This is a genomic window from Mucilaginibacter inviolabilis (genome assembly GCF_011089895.1).
GTDB classification, from domain to species: Bacteria; Bacteroidota; Bacteroidia; order Sphingobacteriales; family Sphingobacteriaceae; genus Mucilaginibacter; species Mucilaginibacter inviolabilis.
The window spans coordinates 40,856-62,087 of the sequence record NZ_JAANAT010000002.1; the positions used below are offsets into that span (position 1 = coordinate 40,856).

9 protein-coding genes are annotated in these 21,232 nt (G+C 43.9%); 6 read left to right on the plus strand and 3 right to left on the minus strand.

The genetic code is table 11. The annotated features are described in order from the left end of the window. The first annotated feature begins 196 nt into the window (after nucleotides 1-196). The 6 genes from G7092_RS16225 to G7092_RS16250 all read left to right on the plus strand — a co-directional run bounded on the left by G7092_RS16225 (nucleotide 197) and on the right by G7092_RS16250 (nucleotide 18,125). Nucleotides 197-12,178, plus strand: a complete 11,982-nt coding sequence (locus G7092_RS16225) for a T9SS type B sorting domain-containing protein (RefSeq protein WP_166091060.1) — start codon at nucleotides 197-199, stop codon at nucleotides 12,176-12,178. Between the two features lie 78 nt (nucleotides 12,179-12,256). Next, nucleotides 12,257-13,258: a PorP/SprF family type IX secretion system membrane protein gene (locus G7092_RS16230; protein WP_166091061.1), complete on the plus strand. Its 1,002-nt coding sequence runs from the start codon at nucleotides 12,257-12,259 to the stop codon at nucleotides 13,256-13,258. An 11-nt stretch (nucleotides 13,259-13,269) separates the two neighbouring features. Next, nucleotides 13,270-15,264 (plus strand): OmpA family protein, encoded by a 1,995-nt coding sequence (locus tag G7092_RS30535; RefSeq protein ID WP_202985339.1) that lies wholly within the window; start codon nucleotides 13,270-13,272, stop codon nucleotides 15,262-15,264. Between the two features lie 95 nt (nucleotides 15,265-15,359). Next, the gene (locus tag G7092_RS16240; protein WP_166091062.1) at nucleotides 15,360-15,692 is read left to right on the plus strand and encodes a helix-turn-helix domain-containing protein; all 333 of its coding nucleotides are present in this window, start codon (nucleotides 15,360-15,362) and stop codon (nucleotides 15,690-15,692) included. A 737-nt stretch (nucleotides 15,693-16,429) separates the two neighbouring features. Then, the gene (locus G7092_RS16245; protein WP_166091064.1) at nucleotides 16,430-17,533 is read left to right on the plus strand and encodes a DNA alkylation repair protein; all 1,104 of its coding nucleotides are present in this window, start codon (nucleotides 16,430-16,432) and stop codon (nucleotides 17,531-17,533) included. 19 nt (nucleotides 17,534-17,552) lie between these two features. Continuing rightward, nucleotides 17,553-18,125 carry a Crp/Fnr family transcriptional regulator gene (locus tag G7092_RS16250; RefSeq protein WP_166091065.1) on the plus strand — a complete coding sequence of 191 codons (573 nt, stop codon included), beginning with the start codon at nucleotides 17,553-17,555 and terminating at the stop codon, nucleotides 18,123-18,125. A 210-nt stretch (nucleotides 18,126-18,335) separates the two neighbouring features. Here G7092_RS16250 and G7092_RS16255 read toward each other — a convergent pair whose 3' ends face one another. The 3 genes from G7092_RS16255 to G7092_RS16265 all read right to left on the minus strand — a co-directional run bounded on the left by G7092_RS16255 (nucleotide 18,336) and on the right by G7092_RS16265 (nucleotide 21,069). Continuing rightward, the gene (locus G7092_RS16255; protein ID WP_166091066.1) at nucleotides 18,336-18,530 is read right to left on the minus strand and encodes a GNAT family N-acetyltransferase; all 195 of its coding nucleotides are present in this window, start codon (nucleotides 18,528-18,530) and stop codon (nucleotides 18,336-18,338) included. Nucleotides 18,531-18,545: 15 nt separating this feature from the next. After that, nucleotides 18,546-20,168, minus strand: coding sequence for a sulfatase family protein (locus tag G7092_RS16260; protein ID WP_166091067.1), 1,623 nt, complete (start codon nucleotides 20,166-20,168; stop codon nucleotides 18,546-18,548). Between the two features lie 160 nt (nucleotides 20,169-20,328). Further along, nucleotides 20,329-21,069: an SDR family oxidoreductase gene (locus G7092_RS16265; RefSeq protein ID WP_166091068.1), complete on the minus strand. Its 741-nt coding sequence runs from the start codon at nucleotides 21,067-21,069 to the stop codon at nucleotides 20,329-20,331. Nucleotides 21,070-21,232 lie beyond the last annotated feature (163 nt).

Genomic DNA, 21,232 nt, shown 5'->3' on the forward strand with positions numbered 1-21,232 from the left:
TTACTGTGTTTACGAAAAATGTAGAGCCCTAGGTTTTAAAATAATATTTAATGAACAAAATGAACAATAATTACAAAGTGTGAATGAGGATTGAGCCTGCCTGAATAAGTGAATAAGATGTATTAATAATTATCCTCAAGCGGTATGTAGTTTTGAAAGGTGTAACTATTTGCACCTACCTTAACTTCATATTTGCATGAGAACCTTTACCTTTTATTGCAGGTACATAATAGTTTTATGCCTGCTATTGTGTGCTACAAGTCAAATATTCGGACAACGCCATTTTGCTACTACTCAGCAAAGCGGCGCTACAGGTTTACTTTGCTTGGGCTGCGTGGTTAATAATCAAGGCAATGCTATTGATGCAAATCTGCAAACGTTCTCCACTTTAAACGTTCCGGTTGGTCTTTTAGCATCAACTTACCAGGAACTTATATTTCCAACTACGGTTCCGGCCAATACGCAACTGACCATTAAACTGGGAACAGGTGATAACCTGCTTGACGTAACACTTTTGGGAGGCGTAACTATTACTCCGTATAACGGCAGCGTAGCAGGTACTCCGGTTACTGCCCCTACATTAGCAAGTGTTGCCAGCAACAATAACCAACTGGAGTTAATTTATGCGCCAACACAGGCTTATGACAGGGTAAGGGTGACACTTAGCGGAGGTTTGTTAGGGGCGCTAAGTAGTATATACCTGTACGATGCATTTTATACTACTCCTGGGCCGCCTGTTTGTAATACCACTTATGATGAATTACATGGTATATCATCGGCATTGCTTGGGCTGGGTTTAAATGTAGGAGGGGTAGTAAATCCTCAGAATGCTATTGACGGTAATTTAAATACAGCATCCACCCTTAACGCGGGTGTTGGTGCTTTAGGGGCATTTGCACAACAAACACTTGTTTTTCAATCAGCATCAACTGTTGGCGATTCTGTAAAACTGACGCTAACCATACCCAAATCCTTACTGGATGTAGGGCTTCTTTCGAGTATATCCATATCCACATTTAACGGCAATACCGATAATAATGACACGCAGTTCCTAAGCGCGTCATTACTTACTATACGCTTACTTGACTTTGCCAATAACAGGCAGCGGCTAACCGTTAGCTACGTGCCTCCAAAAGTATTTGACCGTGTTCAGCTCCGGCTGGGTGGGGTAGCCAATGTACTCTCAACTCTTGATCTGAATGAGGGCGAGATAGATATACCTCAGCCAATCATAAAAGTTAATAATGTAGCGGTAACCACAGCACAATTATGCGCGGGTAGTACGGTTACATTAAACGCTACTGCCAACCTGGCGGGTACAACCTTCAGCTGGTTCACCCAGCCAACAGGCGGTACTGCTGTATTTACGGGTGCAAGTTTTACTACACCTGCTTTAACCAACAACATTACCTATTATGTGTCGGCAACTCGTCCGGGTTGCGCTACGGCATCTACCCGTACAGCGGTAACTATTAATGTAAACCAGATTCCGGCTGCACCTGTTGTTGCCAATGCTAATACTACTGTATGTCCTGGCTCAACAGCCATATTTGCGGCTACACCGGTAACTGGCGTTACTATCAACTGGTATGCCGCGGCAACCGGTGGTACACCATTGTTTACAGGTAATACTTTTACCAGCCCGGCTTTAACCGCTACTACCAGCTATTATGCCGAAGCGGTAAGCGGCGGCACCTGCGTAAGTACCACACGTACTAAAGTAACTGCTACTATAAGTCCGCTGCCTGCGGCGCCAACGCTTACTGCACCAAACGTAACTATTTGCGATGGTGATGTGGCTGTATTGGCCATTGCTTCGCCAGTAGCCGGACAAACTTATAACTGGTATGCAGCTGCAACAGGCGGCACGCCATTGTTTACCGGAACTAACTTTACCAGTCCGGCTTTAAGCGCAAACACTACTTATTATGCCGAAGCGGTTAACGCAGCAGGTTGCGTAAGCGGTACCCGTGCAGTAGCAACTGTGACTGTATCGCCTAAGCCAGCTGCTCCGGTTCTGGCCGTAAATAACTCAACCATTGTAGCCGGCCAAACAGCTACTATCACTGTCAGCAATGCACAAACAGGTATTACTTATAACTGGTACACTTCGGCTGCTGCTGCTACACCTGTATTTACAGGTAATCCGTACACAACACCAGCACTTTTCAGCACCACTACTTATTATGTAGCCGCTGCTAACGCTGCAGGTTGCGAGTCGGTTACCCGTACCCCGATAACTATAACGGTAACCATCAATAATAATTCACCTTGTACATTTGCTAATCAGCAAAGTACCTCCATTAATGGTTTGTGTTTACTATGCGTTATTAATAATGGCGCCTTAGCTGCGGATGCAGACACCACTACGGCATCAACGATAACCGTACCTGTTGGGCTTTTAGGAGGATCAGCTTCACAAACATTGATATTCCCGAACCCAGGTTTTGCAGGCGATACTATTAAACTTGCCTTGCAAACACCCGGTGGTTTAGCCGATGTAAGCTTACTTGGCGGGATAACAGTTGCTGTTTATAACGGCACAACACAGGTAGCTTCCTATCCGCTTAATAATTCATTGCTCACTTTAAGACTGCTGAGTGGAAGTGGTAAGTATGCTGCCTATATACCGGCTGTTGGGAATTATGACCGTATAGTGGTAACCCTTAATTCGGGTGCTGCTACGCTGCTTACCTCCTTACAGATCTATTACGCGGTACAGCAATACCCTACACCTAAATTTAATCCAACTGCTCCCGAAATTTGCAAAGGCAGTCCGGCAACATTGAATATTACTTCACCTGCGCCTGCTAACGGAACTTTTAGCTGGTTCACTACCCCAACCGGTGGTACTGCTGTTCATACCGGAACATCTTATACTACACCTGCGTTAACTGCCAATACAACCTATTATGTTGAGTACAGCCGTGGCGGAAGCTGCGTAAGCCCAACACGTGCACCAGTACAGATAATAGTTGATGATACACCGGTGAAACCAGTTGTAACGCCTTCGAGCGCTACCATACTGGCTGGCCAAACCGCTACTTTCAAAGCTACTGTTGTTAATGGAGCTACCATAAAATGGTATACTTCTGCAACAGGTGGTACACCAGTGTTTACCGGTAGTACTTTCACTACCCCGGTATTGAATGCTAATACTACTTACTACGCCGAAGCCTCATTAGGCAGCTGCGTATCGCCAGACAGAACCGTTGTGCCTGTAACCGTTACCCCGATAGTAATACCGGATGTAAGTGTTAACCCGCCAACACAATCTGTTAACATTGGAACAAGCGGCACCATAACCGCAAGTTCAACTACCCCTGGAACCGTATTTAACTGGTATACTACGCCAACCGGTGGCACCCCGATATTTACAGGGCCAACTTTTGTAACTCCGGCAGTATTTGCCAATACTACTTATTATGCCGAGGCTGTGGTAACTGCTACCGGCGCAGTATCGGCCACCCGTGCAGCTGGAGTGGTTAATATTATTCCAGTTGGCACCGATCCGGTAGCCTGCGACGCGGCCACAGCACAAACCAACTCGGCTAATGGCCTGTGTTTATTGTGCGGTATTAGTAATGCCGGCGGAGCAATTGACAACGATCGTAATACATTCTCACAAATACACGTACCTATAGGTTTATTAGGAGGCTCTGCTCAACAAACCCTTCAATTTGCCCATCCAGGTATTGCTGGTGATAGTATTATTGTTGAATTGGGTATCCCCGGTTCACTGGCCGATGTAGGTGTGTTATCACAAATTCAGATAGGTACTTACAATGGTGCTACTTTTAATAACGATTTCTTTAGTGTAAACGGATCTTTGTTAAATGTTACTTTATTGAACGGTACAAGCCGTTTCAGAGTAGCCTTTAAAGCAGGCGCGGCATTTGACCGTGTTGAAATTCAGTTTAACTCAGGTGTGGCCGGTTTATTGAATGCTGTGAATGTTTATGACGCTTACCAGTCAGTTGCTTCACCCACTATCGGTACAGCAAACGTAAGCACCTGTCAGGGAACATCAGCTACGCTTACTGCCACCAATGTGCCGGCCAACGTAACTATTAAATGGTATACTGCTGCTTCGGGTGGTACACCAGTGTTTACCGGTGCAAACTTTGTTACACCAGTATTAAATGCTACTACTACTTATTATGCCGAAGCCAGCCGTACGGTTGATGGTTGCGCGCAAGGTAACCGTACACCGGCAACTGTAACTATTGTTCCGGCGCCTGCCGCACCGGTGGCTAACGCTACTACGGTAGCCGTATGTTCTGGTCAACCTGCCATATTCACGGTACAAGCGGTTAATGGTGTTACCTTTAGCTGGTATGCTACTGCAACCGGTGGTACCCCATTGTTTACCGGAACGCAATTTACCAGCCCCGCATTAACTGCAAATACTTCATACTATGTTCAGGCTAATGCAGGCTCATGCGGCAGTTCGGCCCGTACTCAAGTTACGGCTAATGTAGTTACAACGCCTACAGTACCAACCGTAATTACCCCGGTTCAAATATGCTCTGGTTCATCAGCTGTATTAACCGCCTCGTCAACCCAGGCAGGTGTTACCTTTAACTGGTACACCACTGCAACAGGCGGCACACCTGTAGCTTCGGGTTCTTCATTTACTACCCCGGCATTAACTGCCAATACATCATATTACGTTGAAGCTGCGTCGACAGGGGGCTGCACCAGCTCAACAAGGGCAAAAGCGGATGTGTCGGTTAATCCGACACCCGTTGCGCCTACTATTACTGCTCCAGGCCAGGTAACATCGGGCCAATCGGTTACGCTAGCCGTTACCTCACCTGTAGCCGGCGTTACCTACAAATGGTATGCTTCTGCCACAGGCGGTACACCTATATTTACAGGTACTTCATTTACCACTCCGGCTTTAACTTCAAATACCACTTATTATGTGGAGGCAAGTTCTGCCGCGGGTTGTATAAGCGCAACACGTACTTCTGTTGACGTTATAGTAAATCCGATATTCTCAACCAGCTGCGATTTTGCATCAACACAGACATTTGACGTGAACGGCGGCCTGCTTTGCGTTGGTTGTGCCGTAAACAATCCTAATAATTCTGTTGACCAGGACACTACCAACTTTAGCCAGTTGAGCGTTCCAATAGGTTTGGTAGGATCAAACGTATCGCAAAAATTAATATTCAGCGATGCCGGTGTTGTGGGTGATACGGTAACCGTAAAAATATCAGTTCCGGCAAGTCTGGCTACCGTAGGTGTTTTAAATCAATTACAAATAGCTTCTTTTAACGGAGCCACTTATAATAATGACCGTGTTACCTTAAGCAGCAGTCTGCTGAAAATTACATTGCTGAACGGTAACCAGACCGCGTTAGTGAAGTTTGCTCCGCAATCGGCATTTGACAGGGTCGAGATCAGGTTTAACGGCGCATTAGCCTCATTATTTAATACGTTAAATATTTACTATGCTACCAAACAGGTAGAGGTGCCAAGGCTTGCTGCAAATGCTGTTAGTTTATGCGCTGGCAGTACAGCTACCTTTACCGTGAATAACGCCCGTGCGGGTGTACAATATAAATGGTACACTTCGGCTACTGGCGGCACTTTGGTACATACCGGTTCAACTTTTACAACAACTGCATTAACTGCTACTACCACTTATTATGTAGAAAGCAGCCGTGTATCCAGCAGCTGTGCTAATCCTAACAGGGTGGCTGCAACTGCCAATGTTACCCCGGCTCCGGTTAACCCGGTTCTGGCTCAGGCATCGGTACCTGTGTGTTCAAATTCATCTGCAGTGTTAACTGTTTCGCCTACACAGGCCGGTGTGGTATACAATTGGTATGCTGCAGCGACCGGTGGTACACCATTATTTACCGGTGCACAATTTACAACACCAGTACTTACTGCAAATACATCTTATTATGTAGAAGCTTCGGCAAACGGCTGTGTTAGTCCGGCCCGTACCAAGGCGGATGTAACAGTTAACCCAGTACCGGTTGCTCCAACAGTAGCTGTAAGCCCGGCCGGTGGTCAGGTTACCACAGGAAGCTCAGCTACATTGACAGCCAGTTCAACAACTGTGGGAGCTATCTTTAAATGGTACACTACAGCAACCGGCGGAACTCCTGTGTTTACAGGTTCGGTATTTATTACCCCACCTTTAACTGCTACTACAACTTATTATGCTGAAAGTTCACTGGCTTCTGGTTGCGTAAGCGCGCAGCGTACCCCAGTGATCCTGACTGTTACTCAGCCTATCATTATACCAGACGTGGCCGTTAATCCGCCAACACAAACCGTTAACGCGGGTACTTCTGGCAGCTTAACAGCATCATCAACTACTCCGGGTGCTGTATTTAACTGGTTTACTACTCCAACCGGAGGTACCAGCATATTTACCGGAGCAAACTTTGTAAGCCCTGGCATATTTGCGCAGACTACTTATTATGCCGAGTCAAGTATTCCTGCTACCGGAGCCGTTTCAGCTTCAAGAGCATCGGGCGTAATTAATGTAAATCCAATTGGACCTAATCCGGTTCCTTGCGACGCTGCAATTGATCAGACAAGCTCAGTGAACGGTATCTGTTTACTATGTGGTGTGAGCAATGCCGGTGGTGCGGTTGATAACAATAGCGAAACCTTCTCACAAATACACGTACCGGTAGGTTTACTGGGAGGATCGGCACAACAAACCTTGCGTTTTGCCAATACCGGCATTGTTGGCGACAGCGTGACTGTAGATCTGGGTATACCTGGTTCATTGGCCGACGTTGGCTTGCTTTCACAGATCCAAGTGGCCACCTATAATGGTTCAACCTACAATGGTGACCGTGTTACCGTTGACGGATCATTACTGAAAATTACTTTATTGAACGGTACCACCCGTTTCAAATATAAATTTAAAGCCGCGCATACATTTGACCGGGTTGAGATCACCTTTAACTCAGGCGTGGCCGGCTTGCTTAGCGCAGTGAATGTTTATGATGCTTACCAATCGGTGGCTTCACCAACAATCACCACGGCGAATGTTACTATTTGTGCGGGATCACAAGCTACTTTAAGTGCAACCGTACCTGCAAATGTTACCGTAAGATGGTATACTTCGGCAAGCGGCGGTACTGCAGTATTTACTGGTACTACCTTTACCACACCGGCATTAACTGCTAATACGACATACTATGCAGAAGCCAGCCGCACCGCTGATGGTTGCGCCCAGGCTATACGCACACCGGCAACTGTAACAGTTACTCCGGCTCCTGCCGCTCCAGTTGTTGCTGTGCCAACTTTAACCGTATGTTCTGGTCAGCCGGCAACATTTACCGCACAAGCGGTTGCGGGAGTTACCTTTAACTGGTACACTACGCCAACCGGCGGTACACCAGTATTTACGGGTCCTGCATTCACAACACCGTTATTAACATCAACAACATCGTATTATGTTGAAGCTACGAGCGCTGCCGCTTGCGGTAGTTCAAGCCGTACTCAAGTAACAGCTAATGTAACAGCTACTCCATTGGTGCCTATTGTGTCACAAACACCGGTATCAACCTGTTCTGGTTCATCTGCTGTATTATCGGCTACTTCAACTCAGGCTGGAGTTACCTTTAACTGGTATACTACGCCAACCGGTGGCACACCAGTATTTACTGGTCCGCAGTTTACAACACCTGCATTAACCGCCAGCACTTCTTATTATGTTGAAGCTGCAGCAGGTGGTTGCACCAGTTCAACAAGGGCTAAGGCAGATGTGATTGTTAATCCTACACCTGTTGCTCCGGTTATCACCTCGAACGTACCGGGCGGACAGATCACTTCTGGCCAAACAGCTACTTTAACAGCTACATCAACCACAGCGGGTGCTACCTTTAACTGGTATACATCGGCAACTGGTGGTACGCCAATATTTACCGGAGCTACATTTACTACTCCGCCTTTAACATCAAACACTACTTATTACGTAGAGGCTGTATTAACCAGCTCTGGTTGTACCAGTACAACACGTACTGCGGTTACTGTTAAAGTAAATCCGATATTCTCTACCAGTTGCGACTTTGCATCGACCCAAACTACGGATGTGAATGGCGGCCTGATTTGCGTTGCCTGCGGTGTAACTGATGAAAATAATTCAGTTGACCAGGATACTACCAACTTTAGCCAGCTTCATTTGCCTATCAGCGTATTGGGTTCATATGTGGCTCAAAAACTGATATTTACAGATCCCGGACTTGTTGGTGATACAGTGACCTTGAAAATAAGCGTTCCTGCAAGTCTGGCTGATGTGAATGTGCTTGGTTCTATACAATTGGCATCCTACAATGGTGCTACTTATAACGGCGATCGTATTACACTAAGCAGCAACTTGCTGAAGATTGTAATACTTCCAGGTGCACAGACCGCTATCATCAAATTTGCGCCAAAAGCAGCATTTGACAGGGTAGAAGTTCGTTTGAACTCAGGTATCGCAACCTTATTAACCACGCTTAATATCTATTACGCAAGCAAACAGGTTGAAGCACCGCAATTGGCTACCAATACTGTAAATATTTGTGCCGGTGGTACTGCTACATTTACAGTGAGCAACCAACGTGCTGGTGTAACTTACAGATGGTATACTGCGGCAGTAGGTGGCACACTGGTACATACCGGTGCAACTTACAGCCCAACCAACGTGCTGGCTACTACTACTTATTATGTAGAAAGCAGCCATACCGCAACCTTATGTCCTAACCCTAATAGGGTAGGCGCAACGGTTAACGTTACGCCATCGCCTGTGAACCCGGTATTGACCAAGGCTGCATTTGAGATCTGCGCGGGTCAAAGTGTTACCTTCGCAGTAACCAATGCTAACGGAGCAACTATTAACTGGTATACATCGCAAACCGGTGGAACCCCTGTATTTACCGGTGCAACCTTTACTGTTTCACCAGTATCAGATATCATTTACTATGCTGAGGCAGCAAATGGTACTTGTACCAGCCCGGCACGTACAGTAGCTACTGTAAAAGTTGATCAGCTGCCGTCAAAACCAGGTGTACAATCACCAAATGTGGAGGTTTGCTCTGGCAGCCCGGCTACGCTGGCAGTAACTTCACCACAAGTAGGTGTTGATTACAACTGGTATACTACAGCAACCGGCGGTACATCAGTACATACCGGAGCAACGTTTACTACTCCTGCTATTACGCAGAATATCACTTACTATATTGAAGCTACTAACTCTACTACCAGCTGCGTAAATGGCGGTGGCCGTACAGCGGTTAATATTACGCCAAACGGATTGCCAATTGCGCCAACATTAAGCGCTACGCAAAGCTCAGTTTGTAACGGTGGTAGTCTTACTATCAGTGTTACCAATCCGGTTGCAGGTGTTACTTATAACTGGTACACAGCAGCCACCGGCGGTACAGCGGTATTTACCGGAACATCATTTGCCCTTACCAATTTAACAGCAAATGCAACCTACTACGTTGAGGCTGTAAGTGCAAGCAGCTGTACCAGTACCTCACGTACGCAAACAGATATCACCGTATTGCCGGTACCTCCAACTCCGGTTATACAAATACCTTCGGGCGGTTTAACTGCTTGTTCTGGATCATCGGCTACTATCAATATATCTAACCCGCAAACAGGTTTGGTTTACAGGTGGTACGATGCCCCGGTTAATGGTACGCTGTTATTTACCGGTACACAATTTGTTACCCCGGCTTTAACTGCCACAACTACCTACTATGTTGAGGCGGCAAGTGCAGGCAACTGTAATTCATCAGCACGTGCACAGGCTACGGTAACGGTTACTCCGCTTCCACCAGATCCGGTAGTAGCCGCTGCTAATCAGCAGGTATGTTTAGGCAGTACAGCTACATTGTCTATACAAACACCTCAAGCAGGTATTACTTATAACTGGTATGATTCCACTACCAAGAATCACTTACTGTTTACCGGTAATCCTTATACAACGGGTGCTATCACTGCAACGTCAGATTTCTATGTAGAAGCAGTAAACAGCACAGGTTGCAGCAGCAATGGCCTTGCCTTTGCACAAGTTACGGTTGTAGCAGCACCTGGTGCACCAGTAATAGCAGGTGGTAACACCGTGCCAACTTGTTCAGGCTCTGCAGCTACGCTGACTGTTTCTAATCCAAGTGTATTGCTTACTTACAAGTGGTACAGCTCTGCCACTGGAGGGGTAGCATTGGCAAGCGGGGTAACTTTCACCACACCAGTGTTAACAGCTAATACTTCATATTATGCAGAAGCATCAAACAGCATTGGTTGTACATCAGCTACCCGTACTAAAGTTGATGTGGTTATCAATCAATTGCCTAGCGGGCCAACGGTAACCACTCAGGCAGGTTCATCAACACCAACAGTGTGTGCAGGTGGCTCGGCTGTATTAATTGCAACAAGCACTACACCAGGTGTAACTTTTAACTGGTACAATGTAGCAACAGGCGGTACACCGATATTTACCGGAGCTCAATTTACTACACCGGTAATTACAGCAGCTACTACTTATTATGTAGAAGCCGTGAACACCGCTACGGGCTGTACATCTGGTTCACCACGTACTTCGGTAACTATTACTATTGATAATACCAAAGCGCCTGATCCAACACTTGATCAGACCAGCTTAACTACCTGCCAAAACAGTGCAGCTACAATTAAAATAACCAATCCTGTGGCTGGCACAACTTATAGCTGGTATACATCAGCCACCGGCGGAACTTCAATATTTACAGGTTCAGCCTTTACAACTCCTGTGTTAACAGCTAACACAACCTATTATGTTGAAGCAACAAATGCTCAAAGCTGTAATGCATCAACAAGAATAGCTGCAGCTGTAACGGTAACGCCTCAGCCATCAACACCAACAGTTTCTGTGCCGAATCCACAGGTATGTTTGGGTAGTATGGCAACGCTTTCTGTAGCATCGCCACAGGCAGGTATTACTTATAACTGGTATACCGATGCCGCCAGAACTAACCTGGTATTTACAGGAGCAAGCTTCCCGATAGGAGCTGTTAACGCCAATGCTACTTATTATGTAGAAGCAGCAAGCGGATCATGCTCAAGCACGGGTGTGGCTACTGTACAGGTAACTGCGGTTCCGGCACCTGGAGCGCCGGTAATAGCTGGCGGTAATTCAGTAAATGATTGCGCCGGAGGGTCGGTAACGTTAACTATCTCTAATCCGCAAACAGGTTTTACCTATAACTGGTATAGCTCAGCTAGCGGCGGTACTGCATTAGCAAGCGGCACAAGCTTTACTACGCCTACGCTTACTACCAATACCATTTACTTTGCCGAGGCGGTAAATAATACAGGTTGCCCATCTGCTTCACGTACAAGTGTTACTGTAACGGTAACATCTGCGCCAATAGCGCCGCAGGCAAGCGCTCAGGGTACATCTGTATGTCCTGGAACAAGCACTACTATATCAGCCACAAGCGCCACGCCAGGTGCTACTATAAAATGGTATGCAGCTAATACAGGCGGTGCGGCACTATTTACCGGCACCGACTTTACTACTCCGGTACTAACAGCAAATACTACTTATTATGCTGAAGCGGAAGTTGCAGGCGGTTGCGTGTCAATCACCAGGACACCGGTAACAGTTACTATACTTACTCCGCTGGCTGCACCGGTAGTTACCGTGAGTTCAAGTACTACAGAAACCATCACCTTTACATGGGGTGCGGTTACCGGAGCAACCGGTTACCAGATAAGTTTAGATAACGGACAGCACTTTGTTGCGCCAAGCTCGGGCGCTGCCGGCTTAAGCCATACAGTAAGCGGATTACAACCAGGAGCATCGGCTACTATTATTGTACGTGCCACCGGAAACTCTGCGTGCCAGTTGAGTGCTAACTCAGCCGCGGTTACCGGAACTACAAACAATCCATTTGGTAATGGAATATTTGTACCGAATGCATTTACTCCAAATGGTGATGGAAATAACGACATACTGTACGTTTATGGAACTGCCATCAACACTTTATCATTATCAATTTATGATCAATGGGGTGAGCTGCAATTCAAATCAACTAATAAAGCAAGCGGATGGGATGGTACCTATAAAGGTAACAAGCAGCCGGTAGGTGTATATGTTTACTATGTTGAGGCTACCTTGAATGATGGTCAGGTAATCAAGAAAAAGGGTACAGTTACGCTATTAAGATAAGGCCTGTTTATGTACGGTATCATGTAATAACTACATGATACCGTACTTCATGACCGCATCACAATTAATAAAACTACTATGAAAAAAAGAGTTATAGTTATCATGGCAATACTGCTTCAGATTGGAGCAATAAGTCAATTAAAGGCGCAGATCGATCCGCATTTTTCGCAATATTACGCCTATCCTTTGTATCTGAACCCGGCATTAACCGGTGTGATCAACGGTGATGTGCGTGTCAACGCGAATTTTAAAAATCAATACGCAACAATCAACAATGCGTATCAAACGGGTGCCTTGTCTGTTGATTTCAGGCCAACTGATAAAGTGGGGGTAGGTTTTAATGTGATTAACCAGGCAGCAGGTGATGTAGGATATAACTACTTTGCCGCTTACGGGTCTTTTGGTTATGCCATAGCCGTATCAAACGATGGCTATAAAAAAGTAAGCTTTGGTGTACAGGCGGGTATCATTAACCGCAGTTTCGACCCCAACAAAGCCCAGTTTGGTAGCCAGTTTAATCCAAACAGCGGTTTTGATCCCACATTGCCCAGTAACGAAAACTTTTTGAATACCAATGCTACCATCTTTGACGCAGGCGCCGGTGTTTTCTATTATGATGGCGATCCTCTGCATAATGCCAACCTTTTTGGTGGTGTAAGTGTATCACACCTTGCGCGTTCAAAAGATCCGTTTGCCGTTGATGGTACCAGTCTTAAGTTACCTATACGTTATACCGTGCATGCAGGTGTACGTATAAAAGCGTCAGATTATTTTGATATTATCCCGCATGCTATTTATATCAGGCAACAAAAAGCCGAAGAGAAAGCCGTAGGCGCTTATTCAGAATTAAAACTACAGGATGATAAAGGTTTAATATTGGGCGGTATGTATCGTTTTAAGGATGCGGCTATTGCTAACGTCGGATACCATGTTAACAGCCTCATCATAGGTGCAAGTTATGATTTCAATACATCATCGCTTACCCGGGCCACATCTGGCAACGGAGGTATTGAGTTATCGGTAAGTTATGTATTTCGCAAACGCATCCAGGAACCGGAAGCAATTTGCCCAAGGCTTTAAACTTTATCAACATGAAGAAAATAATTTTTACTTTACTTATACTGCTTGTGTTTAAAGGGGTTAATGCCCAATATAGTAAAGAAAATCCGAGGGTTTATGGCGACAAGGCATTTAACAATAAGGATTACTATGAGGCTGCTTTCTATTACAAAAGAGCTGCCGAAGGGTTGAGCCTTACCTTGCTGCAGGCTATTCCCTATCATGCCGGCGAAAAAACCAGCAAAAAGCCTACAAAACAAGGTGATCAGGCCTACATATCCTATCAGTTAGCGGAGTCATACCGTTTGTATGAAAATTATGTGGAGGCCGAAGGCTGGTATTATAAAGTAATCAGTGCCAACTATGAAAAAGAATATCCATTGGCCCGCCTTTGGTATGGCGTGTGTTTAAGGGCTACTCAGCACTTTGACGATGCCATAAAACAACTGGAACAATTTAAGGCCAATTACAATGGCGAAAGCAAGTACAAGGATATTGCTACCAAAGAGATCAAAAATTGTCATTTTGCGAAAGATCAATATCAGTATCCATTATTGGTGGAGGTAGCTAAGTTGAAAGATCCTTACTCATCAGATGGTTCTGATTACTCGTTGGTACAACGTGATGGGAACAACTATTTTACTTCATCCAGGTTTGCTAAGGATGAGAAAAAACACCTGAACCGTGTATATCAGCTTGATAAATCAAAACCTGGTTTACCTGTGGCGATCAGTTTCAAAGATCCGGAAAGCAAAAAAGAAGTAGAATACGGAACCCCTTCGTTTAATGAAAATGGAAAGAGGATGTATTTTACCCGCTGGTACAAAGATGGCAGCAAAACCATACACGCTATTTATTATTGCGATAAGGTGGATAATGAATGGTCGGCACCAAAAAAAATGAATAGTAATGTAAATGTGGATGGGTTTAACTCCATACAGCCATTTGTTACTTCTGATGGTTTACGTATGTTCTTTTCTTCTAATAAGCCAGGTGGCCAGGGTGGCGACGATATTTGGGTGGCTTACCTTAATTTTAATGGCGATGCGGTAAATTCAACTAACCTGGGTAGTGTGATCAATACCGCGTTTGATGAAGAGGCTCCTTACTATGATCTGCCCAATAAAAGATTGGTATATAGCTCAAAAGGATTTATAGGTCTGGGTGGTTTTGACTTTTTCGAAAGCCAAAGCACATTAGATAAGTGGAGCGAACCCAAGAACCTGGGCTATCCCATTAATTCGGCCAAAGACGATTTATATTTCCTGCCGGATCATGATGATGCCACCAAGTTTTATATCAGCTCTGACCGTGAATCGGACTGCTGCCTGGCTATTTTCTCGGCAGTAAATAAAAAGTATGTGTTATCGGGTATTATTACTGATTGCGACACTCATAAACCGTTAGAAGGCGTTAAAGTGAGCTTTATCGACTCGTTAACAAAAGATACCATTAAACAAATGGTGGTTAATAAAACAGGACGATATGCATTTGACGTAACCGATAAACGCCCTCATAGCCTCCGATTGGAGAAAGGCTGTTATTTTGCTAAAAATATTCCTGCACCGGCCTCGGGCACCATGCGTAATGATACCTTATACAGTCCGGAAATCTGCTTACAGGCCTTTACACCGGATAAGCCTATTGTCATCAAAAATGTGTTGTACGACTTTAACAAAGCCACATTAAGACCTGCCTCAAAACTTGTTTTGGATACACTGGTAATTGTGCTGAAGGATAACCCAACTATAAAGGTTGAATTAAGTGCGCATACCGACTCTATAGGTTCAAATAAGTATAACGATAAGCTATCACAGGCCAGGGCTCAATCCTGTGTTACATATATCATATCACAAGGTATCGAAGCGACACGTATATACGCTAAAGGTTATGGCAAAAGAAAACCTGTGGCACCAAACTCACTTCCAAACGGAAAAGATAACCCTGCTGGTCGCCAGTTAAACAGGCGTACTGAGTTTAAAGTATTAAAAGACCCGAATGCACCTGGAAGTAATCCTTGTAAATAAGAACTGTGCAATGGCCCCCTGCTTGCCATGTATAATTTAAGGTTGATTAGAGAGTGAATAAAATAGTGTAAAGTAAAGATTTAACAAAGGGGTTTATGATTAAGGAGGATAGATTATCAGTAAGCAGGCCGTTACTCAAAACCAAAGGATTTTCAACACTGCATTTGCAGATATTTGAATATATACTGATAGGAAAAACCAACCGGGAAATAAACCGCATATTGGGGTATACAGAACGATCGCACGCAGTTGTTGATCATTCACGAAAAGTGATGCACAAACTATTGGCTATGGAAGATCTTCACAAGGCTGATTTTAAAGAGCGGGTGGTATATCCGCGTAAGTTTCAGTTCTGGTGGAAAAAGCTATTGGATAAACACAAAACAGAGTTGCTATCTATGGCGATAGCACCTAAGTTTTACGAATAAGATTTAACGCCAGGAGCGTCTAACTGATCTGATAAGGAGCAATCAACAAAGCGAGTGATTGCTCCTTTTGTTGTTTTAATAGCTAGTAGCTTTCATCGCTTTTGAGTGGATTTACACTTTTAGCTAGCCCTTGCTGATGTTCCACTGAATAATATTCATAGCCTTTTAAGTATTACATTTAACTTGAATGGTTCCGGGAAAGTAAATACTAACCCAAGGGGGCCTTTTCAGTATAAAAAAAGCGGTTTTTAGTTAATATAATGTTGATAAGTGTTGTAATAACATTAATTAATGGTTTAATTATGTTTTTCAGCATTTGAATTATATGTGCTTTATAAGTTGTTTTTGTTAAATTAATATATGAAAATAAATTGTAGCATGGGTTGAGTTACAGTAAGTTAATCAGGTATCCTGCTGTGGTTTTTATTTGTCGGTAATCTGGGGGCGAAATAAAAAAGAATAACAATATCTACCTTCATTTCTCTTTACTTTAATATTTTTATCAACAGGTAATAATTGATCTTTTGGTTTTGTGTTTCTTAACAAAGGTGAAAAATAATTAATATTAAGTTTTTTATTGAGTGCCTGGTTTTTGCTGACGATGAAAGAGTGCTGATATTATTCGTTTGAACATGTATTATTGATGAAATGATAAGTATTATGTGCTACTCAGCGGGTGAAATTGATAATTGGTAAAAACAGCCCTCAATTGATACCTTAGAGACCAAATAATACCAATGAGCAGCTTGTTAAAAGATATTTATTCTCCGGCGTTTTATGACCGCTTTACAGACGTACTTACCCATATACTTCCAGATTTTGATAAAAAGCGTTTCCTGTCGCTTATTTTTATTGATGGGTATGAAAACAAGGCGCTGAAAGAGCGGATGCGGCATAATTCCATAGTGTTGCGTGAGTTTATGCCTGCTGATTTTCCGGCAGCTGTTGAAATGATGAAAAAGATCATTACACGCTTACGTGCTGAACATTTTGGTGAGGACAGCCTGGCTATGATGTTCCTGCCCGATTATATAGAAGTTTATGGCCTTGATGATTATGAAACATCCGTTATGGCCCTGGAATTTATTACCCAGTTTGTAAGCTGTGAATTTGCGGTAAGGCCATTCTTACTAAAATACACCGACCAGATGATGCCGCAAATGCAGCTATGGTCGTTACATGAAAACTACAAGGTGCGCCGTTTTGCAAGTGAAGGCAGCAGGCCACGGCTGCCCTGGGGTTTGGCGATACCCGCGTTGAAAAAAGATCCAACGCAAGTATTATCCGTTTTAGAAAACCTAAAGAATGATGCATCCGAATGGGTACGTAAAAGCGTAGCCAATAACCTGAACGATATCTCTAAAGATCACCCGGAAGTAATGATGGCCATTGCCCGCAAATGGCACGGCACCAGTAAAGAAACCGACGCTATAATAAAACATGCCAGTCGTACCCTTTTAAAAAGCGGCCATGCCGAAATATTGCAGCATTATGGATTGGAGAGCAAAAGTCTGGCTATGACCGGCTTCCGGATACTGACGCCCGAAGTTAAGATAGGGGACAGCCTGGAATTTACTTTTACAGTAACCAACGATCATGCGGAGAAGCAAACCGTACGATTGGAATATGGTATTTACTATAATAAAGCCAATGGGCAACTCAGTAAAAAGGTATTCAAAATAAGCGAACGGCTTTACCTGCCTGGCGAGAAGGCCGTAATTAAAAGAAAACAGCCATTTAAGCCAATCACCACCCGTACTTTTTATCCCGGTAAACATCAGCTCTCCGTCATCATTAATGGCGAGGAGAAGGAACTGCAAAGCTTTGATATATTTGCCTGATCATTTTGCTCGAATGCTTATGCCCAATCCGCTTATCAGTTATTTTCAACAGTTTCGGCACATTTCAGATGATGATGCCCTCCTGATCCTGAACGCTTTTGAACTGAAAAGTTTTAAGGAAGGGGAGTATCCGTTTAAGGGGCATCGGGTATGTTCCGAGGTGTATTTTGTTTGCAATGGCGTGGTACGTATAGCCACTCATAATGAACGTGGTGTGGATATCACCCACTTTTTCTACCGCGAAAATAACCTCTGCACTATTCTGCAGAGTTTTAATGAAGGCAGTATCACTCCAACAGTTATCCAGGCCTGTTGTGATGCCGAGATCATGGTGATAACTAAAACCAGATTGATGGGACTGTATACAGAGCTGCCTTACCTCCGGGAGGTCATAGATGGAATTAACCAGCAGCATTTGATACACAAGGTAAATGTTCGTAACCGTTATCTTGGCGAAGCGGCCGAAGAACAGTACCGGCTGTTTACAGAGCAAAACCCTGATATCGCGCTACGTGTGCCTTTAAAAGATATTGCCAGCTATTTAGGGATTACCCCGCAATCGCTTAGCCGGATCCGTAAAAATATAAGGTAACTATGAAAGTCAGACTTACGAAGTTTTTAAAACTTCGTAGGTCTTTAACTACTCAAATAGCAAAAAAGTGGGTTTACATGGGTTTACATAATTTATGGTTGATGTTGAGTTATGTATCTGATAGTCAATTAATTATATATTTTATCGAAAAAAAGTGTAAACCCACTTTTTGTATTCAGACTTACGAAGTTTAAAAAACTTCGTAAGTCTTTAACCGCAAATTTGTTGAACCAACACGGTTCCACCATTGACGATGAGTAGTAGGTGCAAACCATCGCTTAAGCAGATCTTTTTTAGTGTTTCCTGATCATAGGCGTAAGTATCGCCTGCTTTAACAATATGCTCGAAAATTTCCTGGATACCATCAATATCATTTAAAGAGGCTTCTCTAATGGTTATAAGCATACACTTGCTTAATTGTCATTTATTCTGATGTTGTTTTAATATATTTTTATCGTGTTCCAGAATTTCCTCTGTCAGCTGGTCAGAATCGCCATATTGACTCCGTAATTGAGCCAATTGCTTTGTAAGGGAGTTTTTTACAGCTTCATATTGAGGCATATCGTATACATTACGCATTTCGTGCGGATCTTTTTTCAGATCATACAATTCCCATTCATTGATATCATAATAAAAATGGATGAGCTTGTAATCCCTGGTGCGGATACCATAATGTCGTTTTACCGCGTGAACTCCCGGGTATTCATAAAAGTGATAATAAACGGCCGTACGCCAGTTTGCAGGAGTTTTATTTTCCAGTAGTGGTTTTAACGATCTCCCCTGCATTGAAGGCGGGATATTAACTCCGGCCATGTTTAAGAATGTACTTGGCAGATCTAAATTTGATACCATTGCACTATTCACCAGGCCTGCCTTAATTAGTGGAGGGTAGCGGATCATCAGGGGGGTATGCAAAGATTCTTCGTACATAAATCGTTTGTCGAACCAGCCATGCTCACCCAGGTAAAAGCCCTGATCGGAGGTGTAAACAATAATGGTATTATCCATCAGTCCACTTTTTTTAAGATAGCTTAGCAGTCTTCCCACGTTTTCATCTATCGATTTGATGCAACGCAGATAATCTTTAATATATCGCTGGTATTTCCAGGCAATATATTCTTTCCGGGTCATTTTTGAAGTGTCTGCTTTTTGATCTTCCTGTGCATAAAACCTGATAAGCTGGTTGCGCTGGGCACTGTCCATTCTATTAAACTCATTGATACTCCAGGCTCCTTTGCTGTTTTTTGCCGAAGCACCTACTTTCAGATCGCTGAGAATGGTCATGTTTTTTGCGATGCTCATCTCCTGTTTATGAGCAGCAGTTCCACGTCCTGAATAATCATCATATAAACTTGCAGGTAATGGCAGGTCTTTTTTAAACTCATTTAAATCAGAGGTATCGGGAATCCAGTTGCGATGCGGCGCTTTGTTATGGATCATAAGACAGAACGGTTTACCATTTTTTTGTGTTTCCGATAACCATTGCAGTGCTTTATCCATGATGATATTGGTTACATATCCATGTTCATGATCGGCAACACCGTTGGTCGTAAAGTCGGGATTGTAATACTCTCCCTGGTCATGGAGTACCGAATAGTAGTTAAAGCCTTTAGGCTCGTTAAGTAAGTGCCATTTACCTAAAATGGCTGTTTGATATCCGGCTTTTTGTAAAAGCATAGGGAAGGTTACAACATCATCCTTCATTCGCATCGAGAATGAATTATCACGGGCACCGGTAAGGTGACTATACATGCCTGTAAGAATGCTGGCCCGGCTTGGGCTGCATAAGGAATTGGTTACAAAGCAATTTTTAAAAACGATCCCCTCGTTTCCGATGCGATCGAGGTTGGGTGTGTGAATCAAAGTTTTGTTATACGCGCTAATAGCCGCACTGGCATGATCATCAGACATAATAAATATAATATTAGGTCGCGTGGGGTTTTCCTGTTGTGCATAGGCGCGTATGCTAAAAGCCGTACTTAAAATGATGGCGGTAATAAAACTGATGGCTTTTACTTTGAATTTCACTTTAACAGATATCATTGCAAGTATATGATTGATAACTAAAATACAATAAGAAGTTAGGTTAAAAGTAAACGCTTTATGCCGAAAAACCAAGATATAGGTGTAAGACAACATTGACCTGAAAAGGAAGGAACCTATTGGCTTATAGGCTCCTTTCTTTAATCCGGGATTGGTGTCATTAAACCAACACGGTTCCGCCATCGGTGATGAGTATCTGGCCGGTGGCAAACTGTTGTTTCATGAGGTAAGTAAATGCCTGGGCAATGTCTTCGGCTTCACCAACACGTTTTACCAGCAGAGCGTCGCCCACAGATTTGTAATAAGCTTCGCGATCAGTTTCGGGAATACTGTTCCAAAGATTGGTTTTCACTACGCCTGCCGAAACTGCGTTTACACGCACCGGTGCCAGTTCAACAGCCATGGCGCGGGTTAGGCCTTCAATAGCACCGCAAATACTTGCGCCAAGCAACCAGCCCGATCCCGGACGCGGATTGGCAATGCCGCTCATTAATGAGATTGAACCGCCCTTATTGATGTGCGGAGCAGCGTATTTTACCGATGCCAGTGCGCCCCAGTAACGCAGGTTAAAATAGTCGCGCGCCCTTTCCAGCTCCAGTTCGTTCACATAAATTAAGCTGATGTTTTCGGCGGCTGTGTATACCAAATGGTCAAAATTGCCTATGCCATCAAAAAAAGCCTTGATGTTTTGCTCCTGGCTCAGGTCAACCGCGTAGCCTGCGGCATTTTCTGGCAGTTCGGTCAGGGCGCTATCTACCCGTTGCTGACTGCTTGATACTACAATCACCTCAGCACCTTCTTCTGCTGCTGCTTTGGCAGTAGCCAGGCCAATGCCCGATGTACCACCCATTAATATAATCCGTTTATGCTGTAGTTTGCTGATTTGAATTTGTGTGTTCATGATATAAATTATTTGATAGCACAAAGTTCAGCGGGTTGTGCGTGTATCCACTTACCAAATGGTAAAAACGTACAGCCAGCGGGCAAAAAATATATTTACATCATCAATATACCATGCGGTATTTTTATAAGTACTTTTGCCAAATTTTTATTTAAAGTTTAAA